At 61.9% G+C, this 13,044-nt stretch carries 9 protein-coding genes; 2 read left to right on the top strand and 7 right to left on the bottom strand.

The genetic code is table 11. The features are described from left to right. Positions 1 to 5: 5 nt before the first annotated feature. From holA to BISU_RS11670, 3 genes are all read right to left on the bottom strand, one after another. Positions 6 to 986 (bottom strand): DNA polymerase III subunit delta, encoded by a 981-nt coding sequence (holA, locus tag BISU_RS08070; protein ID WP_024464044.1) that lies wholly within the window; start codon positions 984 to 986, stop codon positions 6 to 8. 55 nt (positions 987 to 1,041) lie between these two features. Further along, the gene (locus tag BISU_RS11675; protein WP_161787727.1) at positions 1,042 to 2,517 is read right to left on the bottom strand and encodes a ComEC/Rec2 family competence protein; all 1,476 of its coding nucleotides are present in this window, start codon (positions 2,515 to 2,517) and stop codon (positions 1,042 to 1,044) included. 635 nt (positions 2,518 to 3,152) lie between these two features. Beyond that, entirely contained in the window at positions 3,153 to 4,043 is an 891-nt protein-coding gene (locus BISU_RS11670) for a ComEA family DNA-binding protein (protein WP_161787726.1), read from the bottom strand. Positions 4,044 to 4,905: 862 nt separating this feature from the next. Between BISU_RS11670 and BISU_RS08055 the strand changes: the two genes are divergently transcribed. Together BISU_RS08055 and BISU_RS08050 are read left to right on the top strand one after the other, a co-directional pair. After that, on the top strand, positions 4,906 to 5,442 hold the full coding sequence (locus BISU_RS08055; protein ID WP_024464041.1) for a phosphatase PAP2 family protein: 537 nt from the start codon (positions 4,906 to 4,908) through the stop codon (positions 5,440 to 5,442). Further along, positions 5,439 to 6,287 (top strand): diacylglycerol/lipid kinase family protein, encoded by an 849-nt coding sequence (locus BISU_RS08050; protein WP_024464040.1) that lies wholly within the window; start codon positions 5,439 to 5,441, stop codon positions 6,285 to 6,287. Before BISU_RS08055 ends, BISU_RS08050 begins: the two co-directional genes overlap by 4 nt. Positions 6,288 to 6,538: 251 nt before the next feature. On the opposite strand, the gene leuS is transcribed toward BISU_RS08050, so the two are convergent. The 4 genes from leuS to BISU_RS08030 all read right to left on the bottom strand — a co-directional run bounded on the left by leuS (position 6,539) and on the right by BISU_RS08030 (position 12,867). After that, positions 6,539 to 9,508, bottom strand: coding sequence for a leucine--tRNA ligase (gene leuS / locus BISU_RS08045; RefSeq protein WP_024464039.1), 2,970 nt, complete (start codon positions 9,506 to 9,508; stop codon positions 6,539 to 6,541). 61 nt (positions 9,509 to 9,569) lie between these two features. Next, a complete protein-coding gene (locus BISU_RS08040) occupies positions 9,570 to 10,412 on the bottom strand; it encodes a transporter substrate-binding domain-containing protein (protein WP_033502588.1) in 843 nt (280 codons plus the stop codon). Between the two features lie 99 nt (positions 10,413 to 10,511). Then, positions 10,512 to 11,465, bottom strand: coding sequence for a magnesium transporter CorA family protein (locus tag BISU_RS08035; protein ID WP_024464037.1), 954 nt, complete (start codon positions 11,463 to 11,465; stop codon positions 10,512 to 10,514). Between the two features lie 574 nt (positions 11,466 to 12,039). Next, positions 12,040 to 12,867, bottom strand: coding sequence for a histidine phosphatase family protein (locus tag BISU_RS08030; RefSeq protein ID WP_024464036.1), 828 nt, complete (start codon positions 12,865 to 12,867; stop codon positions 12,040 to 12,042). Between the last annotated feature and the right edge of the window lie 177 nt (positions 12,868 to 13,044).

Below are 13,044 nucleotides of genomic sequence, written 5' to 3'. Positions count from 1 at the left end.
GGCGCTCACAGGCTTCGTCCTTTGCTGCTGATGGTTTCGATCGATCGTTCAAGAGCATACACCGGGTCTCCGCCGCTGCTTTTGCTCTGCTCGTCGGCCCAAGCCAGCATTCGTATGCATGTGCCGAGTCCGGGCGATGTCCAGCCGGAAAGCTGGCGCATCGCATTATTCAATACCCAAGGATTCGTTTTCGTCTCTGCGCGTGATATCTTTCCCGAACGCACCGCCGAGGCTTTGGCGATGGTGCGCAGTTTCATGGCGAGTGCGCCGATGAGCGCAATGGGGTCGATGCCCTGCTGCAGTGCGGCGCGCATCGACATGATGGCCTCAGCCGTGCGGCCTTCCACGGCAGCGTCGGCGACTGCGAATCCAGTGACCTGCGGGTTTGCGGTCAAGTACTGGTTGACCTTATCCAGCCCTATCGGGTCATCTTCGAAATCGAAGCACAACTGCGAGCACATCGCCGCCAGTTCCCCGGTCTTGTCGCCAAGAACCGACACAAGCTGCTGAGCCGCCACGGGGTCGACCCTGCGCCCTTCGCGTTCGAAGCGCTGCATGACGAAGTTGATTCTGGCCTCAGGGCGTTTGAGATCGGGGATCTTCTTCTGCTGTGCGCCCGCCTTGACCAGTTGATCGATGAGACGCTTGGCTTTCACGCCGCCTTCATGCTGCGCAATGACGACGCCCGCCGAAGGCTCGCCCGCATTCGCGCCACGGCAGTAATTGACCATGGCATCGCCAAGCCGATCATCGGCATTCTGCAGGTTGCGGACTAGAACGATCGCACTGTCGCTGAGCAGGGAAGGACTCACTGCCTCGTCGAACGCGTATTGGTCGCTCTCCCCCGCCTCCAGCTCGATGAGTTCCGCAGCGGGATCATGACGCTGCGCACGGTCGCGCAAGTCGCGCACGGTCTGCTCATTGAGATAGGAATCGCCGCCCATCACGATGGTGAAGGGCGTGGATGCCGCCGTTGATCTTGCCATACTTTCAATTTCGCCGCATCGGTGGACAAGGGGCGAACGACAAGTCCGTTCGCCGTCACGAGCCGCGAAACGTACCGTGCCCGCCGCTCCCGAAGGCTTCGGGAACTTGGCGCACCCACAGCGCGATAGGATCAAGCCATCGTCGGTGATACGGCGTCCCGGTCTCGCCGACACTCATGCCGCGCCGCTGCCGGCGGCGCCTTGCTACGACCATAGCCAAGGCAATCAGCGCTTCGCATGCGGCAACCAGCAACGCTCCCCGCCAGCCTTCGGCCCAGGGCATCACGGCCCATGAACTGCTTCCCAGCCATTGCGCGCACCGCTCCATGATCGCGGTCGGCACGCTTGCCGCCCAAGCAAGCGCGAATGACAGCTTGGCGCTGTATGCCGCGGCGACTAGCGCGGCAAGTCCCAGCATGGTGGCACCGCCGACCACTGGGCTGACGATGAGATTCGCCGGCACGCTGAGCAACGGCAGCTGCGGCTCCATCATGACTTGAATCGGCAGAGTCAGCAGCTGGGCGGCAATCGTCACCGCCATGGCGTCGGCCATGCCTCCGGGCAGCAGCGTCCGCAACCGCCTGGCCATGCTTTGGGCGAACAGCACGATGCCCAGCACGGCGGCGCACGATAGGGCGAACCCATAACTGTACGCCATGGCGGGGCTGGCAATCAGCACGCTCACCACTGTCCAGCACAATGCATTCAACGCCTGCGACCGTCTGCCAGCGAGCGATGCCGCCGCTCCTAACAACCCCATGATGAGCGCTCGTACTACCGAATCGGAAGGATAGACCAGCGCGGAAAGCAGAAGAAACGCCCCAGACGCCATCACGGCGGCGACCCAGCGCGGAGCGTGCGCGTATGCAGCGAGGCGCCGAACCAGCGTTCCGACCAGCACGAAGTGCCCTCCGGATACGGCCATCAGATGCATGATGCCTGAACGGGCGAAACGATCTTCCAGCAATCCGGCATAGGTCGCGTCCACTGCCTCATGCCCTGACGCGACGACATGCTCCTGCCCCAGCAATCCGATGGTCAGCCCGGGGACCAGAACACGCCCTTGGTCGGATAGGCTATCGGTGACGGCAAGGAATCGCTCCTGCAGAATGTTGACGGCTGATTGCACGGGATTCGGCGCACGGATCATCGTTACGGATTCCTCGCTGCGGCAGATCATCCACAGGCTCACTTTGCCGAAACGGGACGGTTCCAGACGGCCTAAGACCTGCATGGTCGCGCCGTGCGCTATGCGTCTGCAATCTTCACCCGATGCGAACACGCGAACGGCATGCGAACTGGACTGCATAACGCGGCCATCGCCGATCATCGACAGCGTCGCGTCGGCCTGGCAGTCAGCCTGGCGAATATCGGCGGTACGAGCCGGAGTATTGACGCGCATAAACGCGATGCGCTGCCCCGGACTCGTCCTGGCCTGCGCCATAGCAGGGTCCCGCCAAGCGATGTACGCGCTGCACCAAGTCGAAGTCGCCCCCAGTAGGGCGAGGCACGCCAGCATCATTCCCGTCATGCGCCATGCGCCGTCCTTCAACTGCCAACGCGGCGATAAGCAGACCGATAGCAAATCAGACCGCGCATCGGACGGTTTTGCAACGTGTCGCTCATTGCCGCGCGATGCAAGGCCGTGCGGTCCAATATGGTGAGACCCAGCTCTGCGCGGTCTCGTGCCAGGCAACCCGATGCCGTACGGCGCCGTGTCGTTCAGATTCGAACCAGGTGGCTTGATGCCGTGCGACATCGTATCGTCTGGCTCGATGCCGTATGCCCCTGTGTCGCACGACATCCTGCCGGGCGATCCAGATCCGTATGACTCGGCATCATACGAAACTCTCCCAAGGCGCATCACCAACATGGCGGCATACTGCGCAACCATCGTTGCCGCGGCCGCTGCAGCCGCAATCGCGACGACGATTCCCACGATTCCCGCCATATGCAATGGCGTCGTCACGCCATTAGACGCACTACGAAGGGATGCTCCCAGCCCTTGCACCTTGGTTGACCCTGCAGCCTCATTCGAGCCGTCTGACGCCAGCGTCACATCGAACGCCCACCAAGTAAGCAGGCAGGATGCCCACACTGAAATCGCAGCCGGAAGCATCCGCCAATCGCGGCTTCCTTGCTCGTCGCGTTCAATATTTGCGGCCGTCATGATGCGCTCACCTGCGGACGCAGCTTCTCCAAGGTCTTGGGGCCGATTCCGCTGACATCGAGCAACTGATCGACGCTGGTGAAACGACCGATGCGCTGGCGATGGTCGAGGATGCGCTGCGCGGTGACTGGTCCGACTCCGGCAAGCGTATCAAGCTCCTGCAAGGAGGCCGTGTTGAGATTCACAAGGCCTGATTCCACCGTGCTCTGGCTGCTTGCCGCAGCAGGCGGGAACGTCGTGTCGCCAGTCGACTCGGCAGTGTCCCGAGACGTCGGCGCATCGCTGGGCGCAATGCTCTTTGACCTGTCGGAATGGCTATTTTTCGGCGCATTGACACTTGCGTCATAGCCCGGAGAAGCGGCATTGCTGTTTGCCTGCTGTGCCGCGGCGGCGTGGTAGTTCATCGATTGCCGAACCAGCATGGTCATGCTGGCGCAGAGCGCGGTGGCGAGGATAAGCATGACCGCCACCGCATACCACGGTTTAGCCACAAGACGCGGAATGCTGCGTCTCTTCCGGCGAGCGAGGATACGGTCTTCGCCGAAGGTCTCCCGACCAGGATGCTCTGGTTCGGACTCGTGATGCCGCATGGTCGATTCTGATGTCTGGCGCATCGCATGTTTTCCGGATTTGCGACGTCGCCCTTCCGCATCGCCTCGCGCCCGGGCATGATCCAACTGGTCGACATAGCCCAGTCCCCATGCCTTCGCCGGTTTTCGCGCTTCACCTTCCCTCTTGGACGCCGGCAAATGCGCAAACGCCCCGGCCGTCTTCTCCGCGCGGTTGTCGAATGTATTATCCGAAACGCCATCATAGGCACGGGCTGCATCGTCATATGCAGCAGCATCATACGGAGCATCATCATGCGAAACGGTCTCATATGCCATGCTTTCGTCTGAGCCGCCATCAGGCGGCATCTCGCCGACCCAACCAGCATCAGCCGGCGATGGCGGAGGATGACGCTCGTGCGCAGCGCGATCCGTCGACCGAATCGGGGACAAGTCCGCGTGCTCCTGATGATGGCGTTGCTGATTTATTTGGCCTGAATATGCGGACCGTTCCCGCTGACCAGCATTGCCAGAGGCTTCCAGCCCGATAAGGCGCTGCGCAGCCTGCGACGCCCCGCTCTGCTCATTGTCATGCCCAAGCGAGCGGACCCGACGACTTCCGCTTTCGGGTCCGCTCGGTGCAGCCGTAGCCGAGACGGCTGGGGTCGATGTTGTCAAGACGCTCATACTTCATATCTAGAGCGTCTCACCCATATATTCCAGCAAAAACGACTAGTGTGGTCGAACGCTTCGAGTTATCCACATTTCAGCGTGTCGAGCCGTTAAACAGGCAGCCCTGTGGGCTGCCTGTAGGCGAGACTGAGCGCCCGCGAAGGGCGCGAAGAGCGAGGCCGAAGGCTGAGCTATGGTCAGAGTGCTAAGCGACCGGTCCTACGGACTTGGTCTAAGGGGTCACCACCGAGCCGTGAAGCGGACAGCGCTGTGCGCTGTTCGTAGGCGAGGTGAGCGTCCACGAAGGGCGCGAAGGACGCGAAGGACGGTGCTTTGGACCGTCGGTCCGTAAGCGAGACCGAGCACCTGCCAAGGACGCGAGGCTGAGCCGTAAAGCAGTCGCATCAGGCCTACGGATGGCGTTACACCGTAAACCGTCGGATCGTGCTTCGCGTTTCCCATGACGCTGTCGGCGTTATCGCGCAGCAATGCTATGGCTTGTTGCGCAAGCCAATTACAATGAAAAGCTATGAAGCACATCCTCGCGCAGTTCGATACCGCGGTTACGCGGTGTATTGCCGATCTGCCGCCGGTGCTCCACCCCTTCTTCCTCGCCGTTACTGCGCTGGGCTCCCCCGTTGCCACTATGACTATCGGTGCCGTCGTCGCCGGCTGGGGATATTTCCACGCGAATCTTCGGCTGGCGTGCTCAGGCGCGTTCATTTGGCTGACGCTTGGCGTGGGCTCCATCATCAAGCTCATCGTTGACCGCGAGCGACCGCAAACCGCCTATGCGGCGCATCTGCTGTTCGATACCAACAGCTTCCCGAGCGGGCACACGAGCGGCTCCACCATCGCCTATGGGCTCCTCGCCTATCTCGCCTGGCATCTCCTCCCGCAACCGTATAGCACCATGGCGGTCGTGCTGTTGATTCTCCTAATCGTCATCATCGGCATTTCCCGCATCTACCTCGGCGCGCACTTCCCGAGTGATGTCATCGCGGGCTGGCTGCTTGGCGCTGTCGCCCTCTGCATCGTCATATTCGTTCTAAGGCCACTGGCATGAAACTAGTACTCGTAGACAATCCGCAATCCGGCTCGGCGATCTCTCGAAAGGAACTACGTGAGAAATGCGCTGCCGCCGATATCACCGTAGAAGAATTCATAGCTATCGGCGACGGCTTCGAGAGCAAACTCAAGCCATTCATCCGAGCCGGCAAACCCATTGCCGTCATCGGGGGCGATGGTACCGTCAGCGCTGTCGCCGGGCTTGTCGCCGACACCAAGGCAACCCTGATTCCCCTTCCTGGCGGCACGCTCAATCACTTCACCAAAGATCTCGATATTCCCCAGGATATCGATGAGGCGCTCGCGCGTCTCGCCACGCTTTCTCCACGATCCATCGACATTGCCAAGGTCAACGACACGCCCTTTATCAATAATTCCAGCATCGGGCTCTACCCTACCTCGCTGCGCAGCCGAGAGCAGCTCGAGTCTGCTTTCGGCAAATGGGCGGCGGCCATCGTTGCATCCTGGCGGGCATTCGTCAGTTTCAAAACGTACCTCGTCACTATCGACGACGAAACATTTGAAACCTTATTTATCTTCGTCGGCAATAATCGCTATGAGCTGGATGCCGCCGGCGGCACGAACCGCACTCGTCTCGATGAAGGCGTCCTGACTGTCTATGCCGCCAAAGCCCAGTCCCGCCTTACGCTCCTCAAGATCGCACTCTTTGCGCTCATCGGTCGTGACAAACAACTCGACGAGTTCGAGGAATTCTTTCCTGCAACCCTCACCATCAAAACCGACCATGCTGAGCTCTCGGTCTCGCATGATGGCGAAGTTTCAAAACTCACGACTCCGCTGCGATACGCCATGCAGCCAAAGGCGCTCACCATACTCGGATAGGCATCACGCGCTTATCGCCTTCTTCACAAGGCGATAAGCGCGCAGCGTAGCCTGCCCCTTCCTTGCCTACTGCCGAGGGCCAGTGAGACCGAGAAACGAGATTCTCGCTAGCGCTACGATCGGTAAGCCACTCCGCCAGACCTGCTGACATAGGCGTTCAGCTCTGCCAGCGCTCACTGAGACCGCGCGAGGCGGCTCGTCAGACATTGCCGTCTCCGAGTCGCCTCGGCATCGTGTCAAAAAGCAGGTCTCTACTCCGCAGGCACCACCGAAACGATCTTCGGGGCCTTGACGATCACCTTGCGCGGCTTCTTGCCGCCCAAGCGCGATTCGACTGCAGCCAGCGCCTTCGCTTCGAGTTCGGCCGGGTCGATGTCGGGGCTGACTTCGAGCTTGGCGCGCACCTTGCCCTTGATCTGCACGACCGCAGTGACGGTGTCCTGGCCCACATAGCGTTCGTCAGCCTTGGGCCACGGCTCATGCGCCAGCGACTCGGTGTGCCCCAAGCGGCTCCACAGCTCCTCGCAGATATGCGGCGCGATGGGCGCAAGCATGAGGATCAGCGGCTCCACGGCGGCGCGCGGCACCGAGGCCAACGACGTGAGGTGGTTGTTGAGCACGATGAGCTTGGCGATGGAGGTGTTCGGCCGCATCGCCTCCATCTCCTTGCTCACTGCGGCGATGGTGTTGTTGAGCAGCTTGAGCGTGGGCAGATCGGGCGCGTCGTCCGAAACCGTCAGCTCGCCGGTGCTCTCGTCCACGACGTTGCGCCACAGGCGCTGCAGGAAGCGCATGCCGCCGATGACGTTGCGCGTGTTCCACGGGCGCGATTCGTCAAGCGGGCCCATGCTCATCTCGTAGAGCCGGAAGGTGTCGGCGCCGTAGTTCTCGTACATGAAGTCAGGCGTCGTGATGTTCTTCAGGCTCTTGCCCATCTTGCCGAACTCGCGGTTGACCCGCTGCCCGTGCCAGGTGTACGTGGCCTCGCCCTGCGCGTCAAGCGGCCCCTCTTCGACTTCGTCGGCCGGCACGTACTGTCCGCGCTCGTCGGTGTAGGCGTAGGCTTGGATCATGCCCTGGTTGAAGAGCTTGTGGAAGGGTTCGGGCGAGTCCACGAAGCCCAGATCGTAGAGCACCTTGTGCCAGAAGCGCGAGTAGAGCAGGTGCAGCACCGCGTGCTCGACGCCGCCGACGTAGAGGTCCACGCCGCCGGAATGCCCGGAATACCCGTTGTGGTCCGGCCCGATCCAGTAGTCGTATTCGCCCCTGTCGACCATATGCTCGGTGTTGCTCGGGTCGAGGTAGCGCATGTAGTACCAGCAGGATCCGGCCCAGTTCGGCATGGTGTTCGTGTCGCGGTAGTAGGTCTTCGGCCCGTCGCCCAGATCGAGCGTGACCTTGACCCACTCCTTGTTGCGACCCAGCGGCGCCTCGGGGTTGGACTGCGCGTCCTCGGGGTCGAAGGTCTTGGGGCTGTAGTCCGGCACCTCGGGCAGGTTGATCGGCAGCTGGTCGTCCGGCACCAAGTGCGCCGTGCCCTCCTCGTCGTAGACGATCGGGAAGGGCTCGCCCCAGTAGCGCTGGCGCGAGAAGAGCCAGTCGCGCAGCCGATAGCTCGTCTCGGCCTTGCCCGCCCCGGCCGCTTCCAGCCATTCGTTGACTTTGGCGATCGCTTCGTCGACGCGCAGGCCGTCGAGGCTCAGCGCATCGCCGCGCGCCTGCGTGGCCTCGACGGAGGAGTTGATGACGATGCCATCGTGCGAAACGAAGGGCGCCTTGCCTTCGTAATTCGCCAGCTCATCGCTGGAATCATCCAACGGCCGCACGGTGTAGATGACCGGCAGACCGTACGCCGTGGCGAAATCGTAATCGCGCTGGTCGCCGCCCGGCACGGCCATGATCGCGCCGGTGCCGTAGTCCATGAGCACGTAATCCGCAGTGAACAGCGGCAGCTTGGCACCGGTGATCGGGTTGATGGCGTACAGGCCGGTGAACAGACCGGTCTTCTCGCCGGCCTCGTCCACGCGGTCCTTGGCGGTTTTGCCCTGCGCCGCGCTGCGGTAGGCGTCCACGGCCTCGCCCGGCGTGGCGTAGCCGCCCTTCCAGGACTCAGGAATGTCCTCCGGCCAGGCGCTTGGCACATGGTGCAGCAGCTCATGCTCGGGAGAGACCACGGCGAAGGTGGTGCCGAACAGGGTGTCGGGACGGGTCGTGTAGACCTCCATGTCCTGCGCTCCGTCCGGCGCTTCGACCGCGAAGTGCACGGACGCGCCGTGCGATTCGCCGATCCAGTTGCGCTGCATGAGCCTGACCTTCTCAGGCCAGTCGATGACGTCAAGATCCGCAATGAGCCGGTGGCCATACGCGGTGATGCGCATCGACCACTGGCGCAGCTCGCGCTGGAAGACAGGGAAATTGCCGCGCTCGGAGCGGCCTTCGGCGGTGACCTCCTCGTTGGCCAGCACGGTGCCGAGCCCCGGGCACCAGTTGACCGGCGACTTGGAAATGTAGGCGAGCCGGAAATCGTTGAGCACCTCGGCCTGTTCGGCCGCGCTCAGCGAAGCCCACGAAGCGCCTGAATGCCCGGGAATCAAACGGGCGCCGGATTCGAACTGCTCGACCAGCGTCGCAATCGGCCGCGCCGAGCCGGTGCCGCCATCGGGACGCACGAATTCAGGGTCATACCAGGCGTCGTAGATGCGCGAGAAGATCCATTGCGTCCAGCGCATGTACCCCGGGTCGATGGTGGCGAAGCTGCGGCGATTGTCGAAGCTCAGGCCCATGCGGTGCAGCTGCCGGCGCATGTTGGCGATATTCGCCTCGGTGGTGACGCGCGGGTGCTGCCCGGTCTGCACGGCGTACTGCTCGGCCGGCAGGCCGAAGGCGTCGTAGCCCATCGCGTGCAGGACGTTCTCGCCCTTCATGCGATGGTAGCGGCTGACCACATCGGTGGCCAGATACCCCAGCGGATGGCCGACGTGCAGGCCTTTGCCCGAAGGGTAGGGGAACATGTCCATCGCGAAGTACGAAGGCCGTCCTTCGGCGTTCCTGCCTTGCGCATCCTTGAGGTCGCCGGAGGCGTTCGCGGCCCAGAAGGTCCCGCGCTCATCCCAGATCTGCTGCCATTTCTCTTCGATGCTTTGCGCCAGCTGCGCGTTATAGCGATACGCCGGCTCGTCGGATTCGCCTAAGGTCGCTTCGTTCTTCGTATTGAGACTCATAAACAAGAATTATTGTGGCGCAACTGGACACGGCCCCTGCATGCAGGTCTGCGGGCGTGCCTCACCGTCCCATTCCGGGCACGCTGCCCCCGCGATACCCCGTGGCGTCCTGCATCGCATCCAGCGCATGGGCCAGACCGCCGTCCTCACGCATCGTGTCGAGCACGACGTCGATTTTCTTCACCAGCTCGTCTTCGCCGGCCCTGACCTGCACGCTGTGCAGCACCTCTCCCAGAGGCTGCCCGACAAGCCTGAGATAGCCCTTGCCCGTGGAGAACGTCAAACCGGAAAGCACCGCGTCATCCGCGCTGACCGCGTCGGCCTCGCCGACCAGCAGCGCCGTTACGCATTGCTGATAGCTCTGCCGTTCGCGGATGACGGAGCCGGGGGCTTGCTGCCTAAGGCGCGCCGCCGCGCCGCCGCCCTGCGCCGAGCAGACGATCTTGCCGTTGAGATCCGACGGCGCGATTATGGCAGGCTTGTCTCCAGCGCGCACCAGCAGATCCTGCTGCGTGAGCAGGTAGGGCTTCGTGCTTTGCACGCCGCTCGGCTGCGTTCCATCCATCGGCATGCTGGTGACCAGCATCTGCGCTTCGCCGCTGTGCAGTGCGGCCGGAGCGTCGCCGGGCCTGATCTGCGTGAAGTTCACCTGCTTGCGCGCGTAGCCCAATGCCTGGGCCACATACCGCGCCACTGTGATGTCGAATCCGGAGTACTCGCCGTCATGCAGCCAGCCCACGCCGGGCTCGTCAAGGGCCACTCCGATGGAGATCGTCGGCCCGTCCGGCTCCCCGGAAGCTCCCGCAACGACGCCGCAGCCGGCCGCCGACGATGTCATCGCCAAAACAAGCATCGCGCAGGCCATGCGCCTCAGCCGCCGCTGTCGCCGCCATCTGTGCACCATGCCGTTCACCGCCTTACCCAATCCGTGTTTGTCGTCCCAGTTCCATATCCTGCGTCGGCATTCAGCTCCGCATCCTATCCAAGTACAGCCGCTGAGCGCCTATTTGAACAGTCTGGAGCGCGTCAGGAACCATGTCACCACTATGGAGAGCGCGATCGAGATCACGACGACAATCACAAAGCCCCATCTGTCGGCGGTCAGCGGCATTCCCAGCATGCCGCCTTGCTGGAAATTCATGCCATACATCGAGAAGATCAGCGTGGGTATGGACAGCGTGATCGAAATGATGGTGAAGATGCGCATGACGTTGTTCAGGTTGTTCGAGACGATCGAGGCGAAGGCGTCCGTCATGTTGGCCAGAACCCCGCTGTAGATGTTGGCCATCTCGATGGCCTGCTTGTTTTCGGTGATGACGTCGTCGAGCAGGTCCTCATCCTCCGGATACTGCTTGAAGCGCGTGATCGAATTGAGCTTCTCCATCACGATCTCGTTCGATTTCAAACTCGTGGTGAAATAGACCAAGGTCTTGCTCAGTTCGAGCAGCATCAGAATCTCGCGGTTCTGCATGGAATGGCGCAGCCGCAGCTCGAGCCTGTCGCTTTCGCGGTCGATGATGCGCAGATAGCGCAGGTACATAGTCGCGTTGCGGTAGAGGATCTGCAGGATGAATCGGGACTTCATATACGTGTTGAACCCACGAATGCGCCCCTCCATGAAAGGATGGAGCACCGGCGTGTCCTGCATGCACACGGTGATGATCATATTCTGAGTGATGATGATCGACAACGGGATCGTCTCGTACCAGTCACGGCCACCGCGTTCCTCGACGGTGGGAATGTCCACGATGATCATCGTGTAGTCGTCCTCGGCATCGACGCGCGAACGCTCCTCGTCATCGAGCGGGGCGCGCAGATCGGCCAGATCGATGCCGGTCTGCTGGGCCACCGTCGCCAGCTCCACGTCGGTGGGTTCGGAAAGACACAGCCAGGCCCCGCTTTCGATTTTCTCGATCTGCTCCACACTGCCGTTGATGGTGTTGAACATCCTCAACATGTCTTTCACCCGCCTTCCATTCGTGGTATGGCACTCGGTTCGGCACTGCCGCATGATATGGCACTGCCCTGCCGCTCTCGTTCACGGCACCGTCGGCTGCCAGCCGCGCCGCGACCTGCATGCGCATATCTGCATCGTCGAATCGCGGCTTTACGTTTGCTTGCGTTTATTTATAGTTATCGGATTGGTGATTATAGGGCTTACGCGTCGGAACCGGAATATGCCAGTTTCCATGCGGCATGCGATGCGACGCCTGACACACGCGACGCCCCGCACGAACCGTATCAAGAATAGACCCTCATACGGAGCATGGCGAGTCGCTTGCGCTCGCAGCGGCCCTTGCGGCGTTTATGAGGTGCTTTTTCGCTTATTAGGCACTTCGCAAAGTAGACCGCATGTTTCGTCCGCTGCGCTTTGGCGGAATACCGCCGTTCCTAGGCTCTAGGTCATAGGCGGCAACGCGCAGGAACCCGCGCGATTCGCCCAAATCTGCCTAATGGAATTCGCGGGTACGGCGCAGGGCCTATTGCGCAGACGGTTCAAAGGCGGTCTGTCAAAGACAGTCTGGAAGCGGTTAGAGCGCTTTCCACATCGGCATATGCGGTCCGCGCAGCTCGGCTGGGCCGTTCTCCCAGTCCATATGCGAGGCGATGGCGGGTCCGTGATTGAATTCCTCGAGCTTCCAAGCCAAGCTGCTGGTCTGCCTACCATACTGCGGCGTCATGCGCGACCAGAAGGCGTTGCGCACGGAGTCCAGACTCGCGGAGGATTCCGGGTCTTCGCCAAGCAGGGTGTGGATGGTTGCCAGAATCCAGGATCCATGGCCCACGATCATCAATGTGCCCGGAGTCGCCCGCCCGCTCTCTTGGCTGACCAGGTCGCTGACGGCGTCGGCACCGCGCTTGCCGAGAGCCTTGAGCGATTCGACGCCATAGCGCTCCCCGCCCGCATAATTCGTTTCCCACTCGTCGTGGACCTCGGCATCCATCCGTTTGATCTCCTCGCGGTTCAAGCCCTCCCACTGCCCGAAGCTGCGCTCGCGCAGCCGCTTGTCGTAAGCCACCGGAAGCCTGAGAATATCGGCGAAGGCGTGAGCGGTCTGCCGGGCCCGGAACAGGTCGGAGGCGACCACGTGCATGGTGCGCCCTGCCGCGGGAGCCTCGCGATACTCTTCGATGTCGCTGCGTTTGATGGCCTCCGGCCCCGGCTGCGGCAGCATGCCGGGATTATGCGCGACTCCGGAGATCTTGGCCCAGTAATAGTTTCTGGCCAGCTCCAAAGCGCTCTGATCAACCTGCCATTGCCCGATGATGTCCAGCGGCACATCAATCTGCCCCTGCATGCGACGTGCCAGATTAAACGAGGTGCGTCCATGCCGTAGGAGCACTACTTCATCGATCACAAGCCCATCCTTCTCTCTTCGCCAGGTATTTCACCGGGCCATTGTCACCGGACCGTCGCGCTGGGTCTCCTTCGCAGAAAGACCCGCCGTCGACGCCATGTCTTCGAATTTCGTCTCGAACCGGCTCTGTCTGCACGCCAGCCAATCGCCGAGCGTGTCCTGTTCGCGGCACGACAA

The organism is Bifidobacterium subtile (assembly GCF_000741775.1).
Taxonomy (GTDB): Bacteria; Actinomycetota; Actinomycetes; order Actinomycetales; family Bifidobacteriaceae; genus Bifidobacterium; species Bifidobacterium subtile.
Note: the sequence above shows the minus strand (reverse complement) of the source record. Positions and strands in the feature narration are given on the sequence as shown.